The 17,862-nt window shown below is 49.6% G+C and carries 10 protein-coding genes; all 10 read right to left on the bottom strand.

Annotation, left to right across the window (positions count from 1 at the left end; genetic code table 11):
• Nucleotides 1-15: 15 nt before the first annotated feature.
• The 10 genes from NYE45_RS01170 to NYE45_RS01125 all read right to left on the bottom strand — a co-directional run bounded on the left by NYE45_RS01170 (nt 16) and on the right by NYE45_RS01125 (nt 17,862).
• The gene (locus NYE45_RS01170) at nt 16-3,147 is read right to left on the bottom strand and encodes an alpha-mannosidase (protein WP_340015253.1); all 3,132 of its coding nucleotides are present in this window, start codon (nt 3,145-3,147) and stop codon (nt 16-18) included.
• Nucleotides 3,144-5,456 carry a glycoside hydrolase family 3 N-terminal domain-containing protein gene (locus NYE45_RS01165; protein WP_340015252.1) on the bottom strand — a complete coding sequence of 771 codons (2,313 nt, stop codon included), beginning with the start codon at nt 5,454-5,456 and terminating at the stop codon, nt 3,144-3,146. Before NYE45_RS01165 ends, NYE45_RS01170 begins: the two co-directional genes overlap by 4 nt.
• Nucleotides 5,457-5,506: 50 nt before the next feature.
• The gene (locus NYE45_RS01160; protein ID WP_340015251.1) at nt 5,507-7,726 is read right to left on the bottom strand and encodes a helix-turn-helix domain-containing protein; all 2,220 of its coding nucleotides are present in this window, start codon (nt 7,724-7,726) and stop codon (nt 5,507-5,509) included.
• A 175-nt stretch (nt 7,727-7,901) separates the two neighbouring features.
• Nucleotides 7,902-9,539, bottom strand: coding sequence for an ABC transporter substrate-binding protein (locus NYE45_RS01155; RefSeq protein WP_340015250.1), 1,638 nt, complete (start codon nt 9,537-9,539; stop codon nt 7,902-7,904).
• 128 nt (nt 9,540-9,667) lie between these two features.
• Nucleotides 9,668-10,576, bottom strand: coding sequence for a carbohydrate ABC transporter permease (locus NYE45_RS01150; protein WP_017691189.1), 909 nt, complete (start codon nt 10,574-10,576; stop codon nt 9,668-9,670).
• A 15-nt stretch (nt 10,577-10,591) separates the two neighbouring features.
• Complete coding sequence (locus NYE45_RS01145) at nt 10,592-11,536, bottom strand: ABC transporter permease subunit (protein WP_264935646.1); 945 nt, start codon at nt 11,534-11,536, stop codon at nt 10,592-10,594.
• A 357-nt stretch (nt 11,537-11,893) separates the two neighbouring features.
• Nucleotides 11,894-13,306 carry an alpha-L-fucosidase gene (locus tag NYE45_RS01140; protein ID WP_340015249.1) on the bottom strand — a complete coding sequence of 471 codons (1,413 nt, stop codon included), beginning with the start codon at nt 13,304-13,306 and terminating at the stop codon, nt 11,894-11,896.
• 510 nt (nt 13,307-13,816) lie between these two features.
• Nucleotides 13,817-14,875 carry a Gfo/Idh/MocA family oxidoreductase gene (locus NYE45_RS01135; protein ID WP_340015248.1) on the bottom strand — a complete coding sequence of 353 codons (1,059 nt, stop codon included), beginning with the start codon at nt 14,873-14,875 and terminating at the stop codon, nt 13,817-13,819.
• 253 nt (nt 14,876-15,128) lie between these two features.
• Nucleotides 15,129-15,995: a sugar phosphate isomerase/epimerase gene (locus NYE45_RS01130; protein ID WP_340015247.1), complete on the bottom strand. Its 867-nt coding sequence runs from the start codon at nt 15,993-15,995 to the stop codon at nt 15,129-15,131.
• A gap of 109 nt (nt 15,996-16,104) precedes the next feature.
• Entirely contained in the window at nt 16,105-17,862 is a 1,758-nt protein-coding gene (locus NYE45_RS01125; RefSeq protein WP_340015246.1) for a beta-galactosidase family protein, read from the bottom strand.

Here is a 17,862-nt window from a genome sequence, read left to right as displayed (position 1 = left end):
CATACCTCCTGAAGATTACGTATTTGGATTCACTGGAACAAGTTTCACCGACTTAATCTCATACGGTTTGAATGTCAGTTCGAATGCTCCGTTCGGACAAACCAACGGATGGATCTCATCCTCTAACAGATTAATGATGGATGCCTTGATTTCCTTCTCAGCCCACTGAACCTGCACCGTTTCCCGACCTCCTGATGATTCGTAGAAACGCAGCACCGTTCCCGAGCCGTCTTCCGCAGGCTTGATTGCATCCAAAATGACATGCTCACTTTGGAACTGAACCCAAGCATGTTCAGCTGGCAAGTGACCGGAAGACTGACTCGCTGCAACAACCTCCACCGGATGATTAAGCTCCATCGCCCGGCGAACGACGGCGGCTTGTCGCCAATCGCCCTGGTGGGGCAGGATCGAATACGCGAATTCATGATCGCCCTGATCGGCATGTTCATCCGGCCATTTCGGGGCACGAAGCAGAGACAGGCGGATCGTTCGATCCTTAATGTCATACCCGTACTTGCAATCATTCAGCAAGCTCACACCGCTGTTTCCCTCCGAGATATCCGCCCAGCGATGTCCACAGACCTCGAACTGCGCCTGCTCCCAACTGGTATTGTTATGGGTTGGACGCTCCAACGCTCCAAACGGGATTTCATAGGCTGCTTTGGCTGCCACCAGATCCACCGGAAATGCCACCTTGAGTAGCTTATGGCTCTCATTCCAGTTCACTTTCGTATGGAAATCAACACGCCGCTGGTGACGATGTAAAATGATATCCTGACTGATCTCCGATTGATTCAGCTTCCAGACAAAACGCAGTACATCTCGCGTAGCCCCGCGCTGTACAACCTCTCTGGAGATCAACTGCACCGCACCTGCTCGCTGGGATTCAAATCGTGGATCGATATCCCATGCATCCCAGTACGTCGGTTTGTCGTGGAAAAACTGCCACTCATTCGCCCGATCACCGGGCTTCAGCCAGTCGCGTCCTACCGTTTTGTCATACCATCGGGTGATCTCTCCCACGTCATTGAACTCAAGGGTATAGAATTCGGTTTCCCATGTGGAAGGGAAGCGTTCTTCTCCCCTTACTGGAAGGATAACATCCGATGCCTCGCGCAGCCATATGGTTGTATACCCAAAAGCAGGAATCGATGGAACATGCACGAGCAGCGTATACTGGTCTTCCTTTTGTTCAAGATCACAGGCCAGACGGTTCCCTTCACGATCAAATGCAGCCACCCCGGCGAGGTTGGCATCCCTTGTAATGGTGATATTCTCTCCACGCTCCCAGCCAAGGCTGTTGAATATAATGTAGGGTAGACCATCGACTTCATCTGTTGCAATGTTCTCCGCAAGGGTATCCAGCGTTTCCCGCAGTGCGGATGTACCTAATGCAAATACCTTCGTGTACTCCTCGGTGGACGTTACGTATACTTCAGGAATCGACGTTCCCGGAATAATGTCATGGAATTGGTTGAGCATGATCAGCTTCCAGCCTTCATCCAGATCATTCTTCGTGTGTGCAGACCAAGCTCCGGCAAATTGCCCCCAGATCTCCGCTTCCCGATACAGTACCTCTGCCTTTCGATTGCTACGTTTGTTCCTCGCATGAGTCGTGTAGGTTCCGCGATGCAGCTCCAGGTACAAGTCCCCGTGCCATTTCGGCAACGTCGGATGATTTAATGATATGTCTTCAAAAAAAGCACCAGCCGTGCTGAATTTGCTGATCGGCTGTCCGACCATCAAATGGGATCGCTCCGCAAACTCCACCATCTCATTCGTCACGCCGCCACCACCATCGCCATGTCCATAAAGCAACATCTGCTCAGGATGCACATCCTTCTGTTTATACGATTGCCAGTGTTCATCCACATCTTTGGGACGCGTATGCTCATTCACGCCATGATTCAGATACGCCAGCACGGAAGTGCCATCAATGCCTACCCAGTCGAAGAGGTCATAAGGAAACGCATTGGTATCATTCCAATTCAGCTTGGTGGTCATAAAATAAGGAATATCCGCGAGCTTCAGCATCTGCGGCAAGGAAGCACAGTAGCCAAAGGTATCCGGCAGCCACTCGATGTTGGAGCGCTTGCCAAATTCCGCCTGGTAGAAGTTCTGTCCATACAGAATCTGCCGAACTAACGACTCGCCACTCGGAATATTCAGATCCGGCTCGACCCACATGCCTCCAACCAACTCCCAGCGGCCTTCGGCAATACGGGCTTTAACTCGCTCGTACAACTCCGGATAATGATCCTTCACGAAGGCATACAACTGCGGCTGGCTCTGGGAATACACAAAATCCGGGTATGTGTCCATCAACGTACACATGGTCGAGAACGTGCGACTGGACTTGCGAACCGTCTCACGTACAGGCCACAGCCAGGCAATATCAATATGGGATTGTCCAACCAGATGCATGAAGCCACTTCGATACTCCTCCGGGTCTTCCTGCTGTACCGACTGTACTAATCCATGTTCAAAGTTCTGTATCCAGGCTGCATCACTCCAGCGGTTCGGGTCATTGTACATGTCATCCATCACCTGATGAATGGCTTGAACAAGTGCCATCCGCTTGGGCTCCTTCTCGTTATATGCCCGGAGCGACTCGGCGAGTACCGTAACGCTGTACATCAGGCTCTGCAGTGGCTGATTAACATGAACCAACGCTGCCCGAATGCCCTGAATAGGCGGCTGAATAACAGCTTGTCGGTTGAGTGGATCATGCGGCTCTGGAATCGGATCGTAGAGTTCAATCTCCAACTGCGGTGTATTTCCTACCCGACTTCTCGGAAGGGGTACGAACCCGTGATTCCGATCCAGTCCATGATAAGGTAAGCCATTCACCTTCAGCAGCCCTTCTCCTCCAGCCTCGAAGATTAGCCCAACAGCTTGATCTTGCCATTCCGCCGGAATCTCCACACGATTACTCAGAAAATACGTCGTGCCGTGTACGCTGTTCAGCGGATTCAAGCTTTGCATGGCCTTGTCTGCCTGCTCATCTTCATTTTCATATCCCTGCTCGTACTCGTATTCCCCTGGCCGAATGTATCTGGCCCTCTGCATCTCCCATGCCGGAAGCTCGATCGTATCCAGCCATTGCCGCTGCTTCAGATCTTCGATGAATCGCTGAATTCGAATCATACCTCCACCCCCACCTTCTGGATCTGCAGACTGCAAGCAGTCCATTCTATGGAACTACGGCCAACCATGAGCCTGAATTCACCCGGTTCTACGACAGACTGGAGACGAGAGTCGATCAGTGCGAGATGTTCTTTTTGCACAGGGAACGTAACGGTCTGAGTCTGTCCTGGCTCTAGATGGATTTTACGAAAACCTTTCAGAGACATTTCAGCCCGCGTAACCGAAGCCGACACATCCGTGATGTACAACTGCACAACCTCGCTTCCCGATACCGCTCCGGTATTCGTGACTTCAACCATCACCTGTGCTTCATCGTCCGGGCCGATCACATCCGGTATAACCCTTACATTCTCGTATTTGAATTCGGTATAGCTCAGTCCATGTCCGAACGGATACTGCGGCGCAAGATCCATCTCCAGATACCGCTTGCCACGAGTACGCTTGGCATGATAGTAGACCGGAAGTTGCCCAACATGCTTGGGGATGGAGACGGTAAGGCGGCCAGATGGATTGACATCACCGAACAGAATATCTGCGATGGCGTTACCACCTTCCTGGCCGGGGTACCACGCTTCCACAATGGCATGGACATGCTCATCAATCCAAGGTTCAGCAATGGGGCGGCCGTTAATATACACCACGATAACGGGTTTTCCCAACTTATGTACCTCCTGCACCAGCTCCAATTGAACACCCATGAGATTCAGGGAAGCCCGGTCAATGCCCTCGCCGCACTCCATATCATTCCATGGATCATCGGTCACCACTGAAGCACCTGTCCGTAAATCTATGGTACCTTCACCAAAATCGCGAGCGCTGGAACCACCCATCACCATCACGATGACATCCGCCTGTTCCGCACAGGCGAGCGCTTGCGCAAAGCCCTCTCTGGAATCGCCTTTAATCCGGCAACCGGGTGCGTACAACACCTGACCCGAATCCGCGCCAAGCTTGCGCGTAATGCCATCCAGTACGGTAACGATCTGTTCTCTCGGCTGTGGCGAGGTATAGTCCCCGAGCTGGTTATAGATATGGTTCGCGTTCGGACCAATGACGGCCAGCTTCGTACCTGTTTTGCCGAGTGGAAGAGTATTCCCCTCATTTTTCAGTAAAATAATCCCCTCTTGCGCGACTTCTCTCGCCAGCTGAGTATGGTCTTCACATCCGATAACCCGCTCTGCAAAGTCAGGATCTACGAAAGGCTGTTCGAATAACCCAAGTCTGAATTTCATCTCCAACACCCGCCTCACAGCCAAGTCCAGATCCTTCTCTTCGATCAATCCCTGCTCCAGCGCCTGACCGAGATGTTTGCGATACATGTACCCAGACATCTCCATGTCTACTCCTGCCTGAAGGGACTGTGCTACGGCCTGCTCCCCGTTCTCGGCGGTGTTATGTCCATGGACCAGCATCTGAATGGCGCCAAAATCAGTAATGACGAATCCATCAAATCCCCACTGCTCGCGCAGAAGGTCATTCAGCAGATACGTACTGGACGTGCACGGCACGCCATCAATCTCGTTATAAGCGGTCATCACGGAACAAGCCCCGGCTTCCACTGCTTTTTTGAACGGCAACAGATCTATTTCATGCAATTCACGTAATCCCATGTGCACAGGTGCTGCATTCCGCCCACCCTCCGAGCTGCCATAAGCCGCAAAATGCTTGAGTGTCGCAACAATCGTCCGGTTGGAATCTAGGTGATCACCCTGTAGTCCCTTCATCGCTTCTACTGCAAATTCACCGATTAAATATGGATCTTCGGCAAAACATTCCTCTGTCCGTCCCCATCTCGGGTCACGTACGACATCAAGCACCGGGGAATACGTTGCCGCTCCCCCCTGACTCCGGGTTTCCACTGCGATAGCTTCGCACATCTTGCGGTATAACTCCATATTCCATGTGCTGCCCACCGTTAACGGTACCGGAAATACTGTCGCTCCAATCGCCATATGCCCGTGGGAACACTCTTCTCCGAACAAAATGGGAATGCCCAGCCGGGAATTCTCCATGGCATACTGCTGAATGACATTCGTAGCAACGGCTCCCTGCCGTGGGGTCAGCCCCGTTTCCAGCGTCACTTCGGTCCATGGATCGGCCCGAAGCACACCGTACAGAGAACCAACACCGCCCTGTTCCATGTCCGCTTTGAACTCTTCCGTCACCTCTACTGTACCATCAGCTAATTTGTCATACGTCTTCCATCCCATAGGCTGAATGAGTTGTCCAATCTTCTCTGCCGTTGTCATCCGTCCGATCAGATCCTGAACTCGTTCGTGAATGGGAAGCGAAGCATCTTTATAGTCCATATGCACATTCTCCTTATGCGTTCGGAATTAGTTAGGCGCGTGCACTTACATCACATGGCTTTTCGGTAGTCACTTGGTGCCACACCCACCACGTTCTTGAAAGCCCGGTTGAAGGAATTATAGTTCGTGTATCCCACTTCCTCACTGATCTCCTGAATAGCTTTATCCGTCTCCTGCATGAGCAGCTTGGCTTTTTCGATGCGATGACTAATGAGCAGATCCACAAACTTCTCCCCAATCTCATCCTTGAAAAGCTTGCTCAGATACTTCGGATTAATATCGAATAGATCACTAAGGTAGTTCAGTGACAGATCGGGATTGTTGTAATGCTCTTCGATGTATTTGCGAATCTCCAAAATATGTGATCTGTGTTTTCGGGAACAATGCAGCGTCTGCATCTGCAACGCCAGTTCCCTGAACCCTTCCCAGCACAGCTCACGCAGATCGTCTAACGTTTCCCAGCCCTCAAGCCTTGGCAGAAGTGGGGTGAATATAGCTGCCCAAGACTCCTGATACTCCCGTGGAAGTTCGGCGAATTCCCGATTGTAATGTTGAAATAACAATTGGATCGTATTCATAATCTCCTGACGGGACAGAACGGACTCACTGATTTGATCAAACAGTCTTTCAAAATGCTTTTCCCAAACATCGTCCGATAAACGCATCGCCTGTACCAGCAGCGAGATGGTTTTCAGGAACTCATATACATCATTGGTCGAATTCGGCACATCACTACACGGAATGATGCGATTCATCCCTAGTACGGCCTTATACTCCAGCGCGTGCACAGCTTCTTTCAATGAAGCTCTCAGTCCCCGAATATCGACAGCGACCCGACCAACACCGATGGTCACGGTGAAGTTCAGATACTGATCGATTCTGTCCAGATAACCAGCGAGCAATCGATGCTCGGTCTCCTCAGCCTGTTCCATTTCCGGCATCCAGAGGATAGCGTACAGGCGCTGATCGGAGATCCATTCAGCCCACACCTCCGTTCCTTCATGACGTGCACTCTCCTGCAGAATACTGGATAACACAAATTTCAGGAGGGATTGGTCCTGATCATGATACTCCGTTACAAATGCATCATACCGATCCATTTCAACTACCATGACGGCCCAACGATGCTCCAGCTCAGGCAGTTTGAACTTCTTCATCTCTGCTGTCAGCTCCGTGCTCGTAAAGTCTCGTGTGCCCTCCAACAACTCCTGAAAGAACATTTTTTTCTGCAAAATCAGATTCTCTTCATGCTCCTCCTGATATTGCCTCGTCTGATCAATCATGCGTTCCAGCGTTGTATGGATGAATCGGAACTCATTCTCTTTGCCATAGTTCAGCCCCGATTGCTTCTGTGAAGAGACGGTCTGAATTAACGTGACAATCTGCTGAATCGGCTTGTAGTTTCTGCGGGTCACATAGATCACCCATACCACGCCAATCAACACAACCACTACAGCAAACGCAAACCAGATATTATAAAATTGCAGAGCCCATTTGACGATTTTGCCATTGTTGAGACCTGTCTGCACCTTCCAACCGCTATAACTCGACGTAAATTCGGAGAAGACTTCTCCCGAAGTAGTTTTAGTGGAAGCTGTAACCCCTTCTGGCATGCTGCTATCCCACAGATTGCCGCCTGATCGGTTGAAGATGTTCACGAACGTAAATTCCGGATCATACATCTGCATGATGGATTTTCTCAAGGTACTCAGATCCACGTTCGTGACCACAAGTCCTTTGCCGTTCCCTACACTTCGCACAATCGTAATCACCTGCTCCGTCGCTTGTGAAGGAAAAGCCCTGAACGCTCGTGCTCCTGCCCATTTCTGTTCATCCCTTGACCGGCTATCTGCAATGAAGTCTGCATCCGGGAACTCTTCAATCGGAACAGCCTTCCCGTTACTGAAGACCGTGCCATCTCCATATCGAACGAGATATATCGAATCGATCAGCGGATACTCTATTTTCAATTCATCAACTACCTGGACCGCCTGAATGCCTGCATACACATCTTCGCTGCCAGATACCGAGAAATAATTCTTCAAGTTAGGGTTGGTCAAAATTTCACGCAGTACCTTGAAGTCGATGGAACGCAGGGAGTTGTCCAGATATTGCGTGACCTGTGAGGCCAGGAATTCATTGGCCTTAAGTGCTTCTCTACGATTCTGTTCATTGAATACCTGAAAGAAAATAAAGAATAAAATGGTCGTCACAATAAAGAAAACAGGCAGATACGATAACAGCAAACGCCTAAACCAATTGTTGTTCATCTCCGAGATCCCCCCACCGTTACTGTTCATGCTGAATGACGACAAACATTTGTGCTGATCGTTAATTTTCCATAAATATTCAGTACATTATATCGGATGACGTGGGGTTGTCATAGGAGAAGACCGTCCCGGTCACGGGTGACAGACGGGACAGCCTCTATATGGAATCCTTCAATTATTGATTCTTCTCAATGGCACGCTGGTAGATCTCAAGGTAATTACTCAACCCCAGACCATCAAAGCCTTTAACATACGAATCCCATTCCTTATCAATGCTCTTGCTACCAATAATGAACTGCGCCATATTCGTCTGCACATAGTCCTTGATGGCCGTAGTCAGTTGTGCAGCTGATTCCGTATCCTCTGGACGAATAAATACGTTCGCAGGGTACACTTCTTTGGGTGCATAAGGTTCATACACATTGGTAGCTTGAGCCAAACGTGTACCGTAGCCCTCTGCTTCTAACGGATTCTGTCCTTCGGCAAACAGATTACGGAACGTGTTGGACAAGTCATGTGCTCCGATCTGTGACCAGCTCTCGTTCACAACAACGTTTGGATCACGCTCAGGCAGGTTGTAGTAGCTGTATTTGGCCGGCTCGCCATTGATGTTTTTCTCCTCGGCATCTGCCTTCTTCCAGCCCTTGCCTTCAGTTGGTCCATACTCCGCGTACAACGCACCTTCTTCACTGAACATGTAGTCTACGATTTTGATGGCGGCAATCTGCTGTGCTTCTGTCGCTTTGTTGGTAATGGCAAACTCAAACTCACCTACGCTCTGCGTAGCGCCTGTCGTCTGCACGCCATCCGGCCCTTTCAATGGAGGAACGATCTCCCAGTGCTGGTGACGGGTGATTTCTTTGTCATAGGTATTCACGAGATAACTGACCAGCGCCGTCGTAATGGAGCCGACCACTTCATCGCCCTCTTTGTTACCCAGTTGTCCGATCGCCTGATCGTTCTGTGTGAAGGAAGCCGGATCAATCAGGCCATCTGCATACAGCTTGTTCATGTACTCCAGCCCTTTCTTCCACCCTTCCTGATTGGCGGCAAAACTCACCTTGCCATCGTTCACGATCAGGTATTTGTCGTTGTCATTGTATATAAAGCTGTTCATCAGGTAGGCATCAATGTTGCCATTCCATACATACTTGTTCGGTGCGCCCGTGAGTGGAATCTCGTCCGCTTTCCCGTTACCGTTCGGATCTTGTGTCTTAAACGCCTTCAGAACGTTATACAATTCATCTGTCGTGGTTGGCATTTTCAGACCCAAATTATCGAGCCACTCCGTGTTGATCCAGTATTTCTGTGCATACGTACAGTGGTAACATTCATTGAAGATCGGCAGCGCATAGATGTTGCCATCCGGTGCCGTGATGGCTTCTTTGAAGTATGGCTTCTCTTCCATAATCTTGGTCAGATTCGGACCATACTCCTGAATCAGATCTTGTAGCGGAAGGAACACGCCCTGTTTTCCATAGGTTTGAAGGTCTGAGGTTGTGAACTTGCCGTGAAGAAACACTTCGGGATAATCACCACTGGCCAGCAGTAATTGTCTGCGATCCTGCAAGGCGTCCGTTGGGGCCAGATCCCATTTCAGGGTAACGTCGAACTTGTCTTCGATAAATTGGGTGAATTCATTCTCTTCCATAGACGCTTTGCCTTGCGGCGCAAAGAGGGTCATGGTTACAGGACCGCCGCTCTCCCCGCTACCGTCGCTACTCCCACCCGATTCCTCGGATGAACTGCATGCGGACAACAAAGCCATCGAAGCAAAGACCAGAAACAACATCGAAATCCAAGATTTTCTCAATCTGACTCCTCCTTTTTGTTCATAACGGCAAACCATTGGTAGTACTGCACGTGTATAAAATCGACCCCGGAAGCCGGCGTGTTCCTTCCACCTCCTTTCAAGAGGCAACCGGGCTTAACTCACAAGGATTAACCTTTCAGGGAACCAACCATGACCCCTTTAACAAAATGCTTCTGTACAAATGGATACATGATCAGGATTGGAATACTCGCGACAACGATCAGTGCATATTTCAACACCTGCTCGAACCCTTGATCTCGCATCTGTTGGCTGGTATTGGCAAGCATCGCCGGATCAGCCGCGTTCAGGATGAGCAGATTGCGAAGCACGTATTGCAGAGGGAACAACTTCTCGGAGCGCAGGTAGATCAGTGCATCAAAGTACGCATTCCAGTGGCCTACGGCATACATGAGTGTCATGACGGCCAGAATAGGCTTCGATAAGGGAAGAACCACGCTGATCAGATACCGGATATCCCGACAACCGTCCATTTCCGCGGCCTCACCAAGCTCTTCCGGGATGGAAGATTGGAAGAAAGTCCTTGCCACGATGACCTGGAACACCGCGAGCGCCCCCGGCAGCCACATTGCCCAACGTGTATCCAGCAGGTGCAAATCCTTCATCAGCAGGTAGGTGGGAATCAGACCGCCATCAAAGAACATTGTGATCATCATGAAAATAATGATGGCCCCTCGTCCATAGAACGATTTTCGTGACAAGGGATACGCCAGCATGACGGTCAGCACCACGTTAATGAACGTGCCCACCACGGTGTAGATGATCGTGTTATAGAAACCGAGCATAAGCTGTTGGCTTTTGAAAATGGAGATGTACGCTTTGATGTTAAAGTCTACCGGGAACAGCCACACCTGACCGGATGTCACGGCTCGTGAAGAGCTAAACGAAGAACTGATGATATACAAGAGCGGGTAAAACACCGTTAGCAGTATAGCGAACAGAAAGATGTAGTTGAATGTCATGAAAATGCGGTCACCGAGCGGGTCCTTGATCCGGTTACGATTAATCAGGTTGAACATGGATAAGCTCCTCCTTTACCACAAGCTGTTCTGGGATACTTTGCGCGATATGCCGTTGACGATAACCAGCAGGATCAGGTTGATAATGGAGTTGAAGAACCCTACTGCCGAGGAGAAGCTGAAATTCGCTCCGATCAGACCCACCTTGTACACATACGTGGAGATGACCTCCGAAGCGCTTGTGTTGAGCGGATTCTGCATCAGATATATTTTCTCGAAGCCTACACCCATAATGCTGCCCAGACTCAGAATCAACATGATGACGGTGACTGGAACGAGTGATGGGAGGTCGATGTGCCATATTTTCCGAAGCCTTGATGCGCCGTCCATCTTCGCTGCTTCATAGAGAGATGGATCAACACCAGCAAGAGCTGCGATATATATAATGGATGAATACCCCATGCCTTGCCATACACCAGACCAAACGTAGATCGATTTGAAGTATTCCGGGATGCCCATGAAGTTGGTCATCGGAAATCCGAGCAGTGTGAACAGCTTGTCTACCACGCCCACATGCGGGGAGAGCATCAGAATGATAATGGATACCATAACAACGGTGGAGATAAAATGCGGAGCGTAGGTGACCATCTGCACGGTCTTCTTAAAGTAACCCGTTCGAATCTCATTCAGCGCCAGCGCGAGCAAGATGGGAATGGGGAACCCTGCGATTAAGGAATAGAAGCTAATGCCTATCGTGTTCTTAATCAGTAGCCAGAAGTTTGGAGATTGGAAGAAGGCTTCAAAATGTTTGAATCCCACCCAAGGGCTTCCCCAGATTCCTTTGACCACGCTGAAGTCCTTGAATGCGATCTGGACACCCACCATAGGAATGTACTTGAAGATCAACAGATACAACACCGGGGGCAGCACGAGCAGGTAGAGCTCCCAGTGCTTCTTGAGGCTTCTGATGAATGGATGCTGCCGCTTGGGCTCCACATGTTTCCTCTGTTGGAGTTCCATCTTGGCGGGTATGCTTTCCGTAGCTCGACTCATTTGCGTCACTCCTTCTACACCTCAAGTGTAATAATACATTACATTTACATCCCTTATACATCCTTTTTTCTGTTCTCTTTCCCTTGTTAAGCAAATATTATGTGAACATTCATATCAGGTAACGCTTTCTTGATTTGATAGTACCTCGAACCGTAAACTTTCATCAATTTGCAATTTTCTCCGACTTATCTTTATTCCATAAACCCTTGTGTGACAAGCGATTACGAGCCGTTTCTGTAGGAAATTGTGTTCCTTCTGTATGAATAAAAAAATCCCGGAGGCTGTGATATCTCCCCCGGAATTGACATGGCGTTCTATGTGGTTCTATGCGCTTGTGACCAATCTGAACGTATGTGTGATGGGTGCTGCACTGGTCGCGGCGGATTGTGGCAGTTCCACGAGAAGCCCGTCTTCCGTCTGCTGATACGAAAGTACGTCATTAGTGCCGACGAGTTCGATCCGCTCTACCTTTTCCAGATAAGGAATGATTAACTGTGGTTGTACGGTCTCATTTTCGTTTCGGTATAAACGGAAGGCATATACGGTGTTGATCTCTTCCTTCTGGGTGAAAGCCCAATCCTTCGTAAAATATGGCCCGCAGATCCGGGTTCCATAGACGCCTTCTCCATGAGTTCCCAACCATTCACCGAGGCCCTTGATGCCTCGAATTGCCCCTTTTGGCAGCCGCCCATCGGGTTGCGGTCCTACATTCAGTGCCAGGTTACCACCCTTGGACACGACTTCGAGTAGAATATGTGCCAGCTGTCTTCCCGTTTTATACTGATCATCGAATCCGAAAGCAAAAGAGTATCCCACAGTAATACAGCTTTCCCATGGAATGTTCATCGGATGTTCCGGTATGGTCTGCTCGGGGGTAACAATATTCTCATACGGTCCACCGACGGTACGATCTGCGGACAGGAGCCAAGGTTGTGTGGTCTGACGCGCCCGTTCCACGACTTCCCCGAGCCTGATATCCTGACCATGGCGACCTTCGCGCACCCAGCCGGCATCCAGCCACAGACATTCGATCCGCCCGTAATTCGTCAGCAACTCCATGATCTGCTCATGTGTGAACTCTACGAATTTCTCCCACAGCCACGGATACTTATGGGGATCATACGAAGGGCCGCGCCACATATGCCGTCCACGCTCCATGCCCGGTGCCCAGTAATACGGGGTATGCCAGTCCGCTTTGGAGAAGTACGCTGAGATGCCAAGTCCTTTGGCCCGAAAAGCGTCAAATAATGCTCGACAGATGTCCGCATACTTATGGGTATGAAAAGGCGTGTCCTTGCCCGTAATCCGGTAATCCGTCGTCTTGGTATCCCACATGCAGAAACCGTCATGGTGCTTGGTGGTGAACAGGAAGTATTTGAATCCGTTATCTGCCGCCATCTGTGCCCATTCCTCAGGCTGGAAGCGAATCGGATTAAAGGTTTTGTTGAGATCAAAGTATTCCCGTTTGAAGTCTTCCATGTCATCCGTCCAGTCGATGTCGTCGCGCGACCAATCGCCATCCTCGTCGCTCAGCGCCCAGGACTCCACAAGGCCAAGCTGGGAATACGGCCCCCAGTGCATCATCAGCCCCAACTTCTGATCCTTGAACCACTCCAGCCGCTCATTCAGCAGCGGATCTTCCGGTTTGATCCATTCATCCTCTTTGCTAAAATTGTGCACCCCGGCTTCGACGATCTGCTCTTCCTGCTCCAGTACGGTTTCTTTGGTTTCGCTCATCCTATTTCATCTCCTTTGGATTGGATAAAAGATAGACCTTGTATGTTACGCCTGGTCACTCCGAGTGCAGTACCATCTTTCGATCGCTGTTACCCCCGGATTTTCCCTAGAGGGAAAATCCGGGGGTAAAGGCGAGCGCTTCGCTTCTTCAGATTGGTTCTGCACTCTCCGTTTTGGCGTAAACGCTAGTTTAACTATTAAGGGGCGTAGTAACTTTGTTATTTCGATTGCGGTGCCATCTTCAATTACTTGTGAATCCCGCATCTCCTTCGTTTCTATATAAGGAAATCCAAGCTGCTGATCCTGGCGAATGAGTAAAGTTTTTTCTAAGGAACTCAGGGCGTCTTATTTAGCTTTATGGTCCTCTTTTTAAATTGTAAGGAACATCAGACACGTTATTTCCCGAAATCAGCTTATAAAAACGCTGTAAACTGCTGTTTATTCCGATATAGCGCGACTCAGGTTCGGTAGCGCTCGCTCCCTAAGTATCAACGCAATACAATCCTACCTTTACAGCGTAATTTCGCGGCCTTGACGGGCTGATTCGTAGATGGCGCAGAGCATTTTCATTACCTCGACGCCATCCTCGACGGGGCTAAGTGTTTCTTTAAGACCCTGCGTACTATCGATAAAATGGTTGATTTCATTGCGGAACGAGCCCATAAAGTCAAATGATTTGAAATCCACCTGTGGAGTCATGTTCAAAATGGTGTTAAATTTCTCGCCAATGATCGAAATTTCCGGCTCCAGCTCTGCACCGCCTTTGTCGCCATATAGTTTGACCGACGTCTCATCCGCTTTGGCATGGAGCGTGAAACTGACGTCCACGAGCAGGCTCGCACCGTTCTCGAAACGAATCAGGGCATTCGCCATGTCCTCAACGGTGTTCTGTTCCGCATCATAATCTGCTGCTTTGTAGAATGACAGATTGTTAATGTTCGAGCGGTTCCCCAATCGGTTAGACACGTTAGCGGAGACGGATTTTACCTTTGGTCTGCCCATCAGATACCAGCAGATATCGATCACATGCACCCCGATATCGATCAGTGGGCCACCGCCGGAGCGGTTAATATCCGAGAACCAGCCACCCGGATTGCCCAGACGCCGTAGACTGGAGGCTTTGGCATAATAAATCTCGCCCAGTTCACCCTCGTCAATGAACCTCTTCAGAATCTGTGCATTGTCGCTATAACGGCGAACAAAACCGACTTGCAGCAACTTTCCGCTGCGATGAACCGCCTTCTCTACCTCAAGGGCATCCTCCACCGTTTGGCAGAGCGGTTTCTCACACAGCACGTTTTTACCCGCGTCCAGAGCAGCAATGCTAATCTCCGCATGGGAGTCGTTCCATGTACAGATGCTGACGGAATGAATCTCGGGCAGTGCGAGTAATTCTTTGTAATCGGTAAACACATGGGGTGCATCATATTGCTTCGCCACTTCTGTGGCACGTTCTGCATTCAGGTCGCAGATGGCGTATATTTCAACGTCGGGGTTACTGGCGTAGGCTTGCAAATGGCAATCGGATATGGATCCGGCACCGATAACGGCAACTTTCAATTTGGACATAGTGCTGATTCCTCCATCGTTTTCATATGAATTGACTCAAGAAATTATAATATTCGGCTTAACGTAACGACGGTGAATGCTTGGACTTTAGGCCGCTGTTGTCTGCAAATTTCTTTTATTGACCGCTCTAGCGGTTGAAATCCGCAGACAAAGGCGGTCGCTAACGCTCCTACAGTTCCAAGCTTCCCCTCTGTTACTCACGCCTTCTTTAGAATTGGATTCAATTTTATTCATTTAAAACAAGTACTCAGCCCTATGCCTCTTCCCATAGGCGGCGGACGTTATCCATAGCAATACGTGAGGCGGTTTTACAATCCTCCATGCCTTCAAATTCAACCGAGATATATCCGTCATACCCGGATTGTTTCAACACACGGAATACCTCAGGCATGTCGATATCGCCATGGCCCACAATGGCACCGCGCAGGTAATTGCCATGCGAAGTTTGGAACCAGCCTTCACCGGGGTTCCGGTAGGAAGGTCTCCAGTAGAAGTCTTTGGCGTGCACGATCGACGCGTACGGAATGTTATTTTTTACGGCACTCACCGGATCTTCGTCCACACAGAGGAAATTGCCGACATCCAGCGTAGTTTTGAAGTTATCCCGCGCCGTCTCGTGTAGCAAACGCTGAATTCGCTCGCTCGACTGCACATAGTACCCATGGTTCTCCACGCTTGTTGTGATTCCAAAATCCGCTGCATAATCGGCTATCCGCTGACAAGCCTTCACTAGTACCGGTAGGTCGATCTCAAACTGTGCTACGGTTCCCTCTGGTGCAGGGCGGAATGCCACGTCATGACGCATCAGCTTTACTCCGAGCGCTGCAGCTACATCCACATGTCGCATCACATTCTGGATCTCTTGCTCCAACGCTTCGGCGTCTTCCTGCACAGCAAAGTTAGCGCCGATGGCATAATTGGAAATATCAATTCCAACCTCTTTTGCCACAGCTTTAATCTCATCAATCAACTCCGGGTTATCGATCAGACTGAATCCCATTGGCACAATCTCCACATGTTCCCCACCCTGATCGGCGATCCAACGAATGGCATCCGGTACGGTCAATTCTTTGCGATCCAATGCTTGTTGCAGACTGTAGGTACTGAGTCCAACTTTCATTTTTCCTCATCCTCTCCTGTAGTCAGTCAATGTCCATACCCAACGTATACCTTTTTCCGGCGGACACGACAATTCTCAATAATCGTTTGGCTCAACTATTTTCCTTTTCCTAGCCCAAATCCGGTGTATCCACCAACGTTACGGCCAGATCAGCCGTCTGATGAAGCTCGAATATTACAATTTCATTCTCACCCTCGCGAAGAAGTGGAGCAGGTACATATAACGTTTTTTGCGGTCCTTTATTCCAGAATCGACCCAGATTGAATCCGTTTACAAATACAACTCCCTTGGTCCAGTTATCCAATCGCAGAAAAGTATCTCTCACATCCTTGATCTGAAGATTTCCCCTATAAAAAGCTGGCCCCTGTACTTCGCTAATCGCATTGCTAAATTGCAAACCCGACAGATCGGTTAATGGCAGACAATGAATCGTCCAATCATATAAAAATTGAAAGCCATGTCGCACTCCCTCCGTAATGCCCTTCGGATCTCTCAGGTACGGACCATAGTTGATTCGCCCCATATTTTCAACAAGAACCAATAGATCTGCGCCCTCTGGCGGCACTTCAAAGGATACCGATAATGCCGTATTTCCCCGTTCAAGCACTCCCTGAAATTGCCTATCCACAAACACAAGCGCACGATCACGTACCTCCTGAATCACCAGCTCCTGTCGCTCTCTGGGCCCGGATATCCGGGTCTGATAACAAATAAAGCCATAATCCTGACCCAGCTTCTCCATCGGTTCCGGATTCGTACGCTGCACCGAGGCTGATATCCGGTCCAATTGTGTAAGTAAAGACGCCTGCTGGTTCAATTCCACTCGCCCATAGGCGACGGTCCCCTTCGATTCTGGCAGCACAAGCTCACCCAGATCTTCATCGCTATACCGAGCAATAAGATCACGCACCGCATGGAACTTCGCTGTCGGCTCCCCGGATTCACTGAGCAGTGAATCGTAGTCGTAACTTGTAATCGTGGGTTCGTATTGATCCTTCTGCTGACAGTTCGCCCCGTTATAGAATCCGAAGTTTGTTCCACCGTGGAACATATAAAAGTTGACTGAGGCTCCTGCTTGAAGCATCTCCTCAAATACACCAGCCACATCTGCGGCTTCTCGGGTATGATGTGACTCTCCCCAGTGGTCGAACCAGCCATTCCAATACTCCATGCACATCAAAGGTTCGTCCGCCTGATATTCACGCAGTTTGGCGAACGCTCCTTCCGTCCCTGAACCAAAATTGACCGTAGCCAGATGCCCCGGTACCGATCCTGCCTGTAACATGTGATCTGTTGGTCCATCCGAAGTAAACAGAAGCACATCCATACCGCGCTCTACCATACCATCACGTAAATATTGCAGGTAACTCGTGTCGTTCCCGAAGCTGCCGTACTCATTTTCAATCTGCATTGCGATAATCGGTCCGCCATTGGTACTAAGAAGAGGTTTTAATTTGGGCAAAAGCACATCATAATAACGATCCACATTCGCCAGAAATTTTGTATCATTACACCGCAGACGGATGTCATCATCAGCAAGCAGCCAGGCAGGTAATCCGCCAAACTCCCACTCGGCACATATATAAGGACTTGGGCGAACAATCACATGCAGACCCACATCTCCCGCAGTGCGAATAAATCGTTCCAGATCAGCCAAACCTTCAAAACAGTACTGCTCCGGCTGCGGCTCATGAACATTCCACGGCACATACGTCTCCACCGTATTGAAACCGCAGGCTTTCAACTTGAGCAACCGATCCTCCCAATAGTCGGGAACCACTCTGAAGTAATGGATGGCACCCGACAAAATTCGAATGGGCTCGCCACCATACATGAATTGTGAACCTTTATACGTCAGCACCGCCAT

This window comes from Paenibacillus sp. FSL K6-1318 (assembly GCF_037976905.1).
Classification (GTDB): Bacteria; Bacillota; Bacilli; order Paenibacillales; family Paenibacillaceae; genus Paenibacillus; species Paenibacillus amylolyticus_A.
Note: the sequence above shows the minus strand (reverse complement) of the source record. Positions and strands in the feature narration are given on the sequence as shown.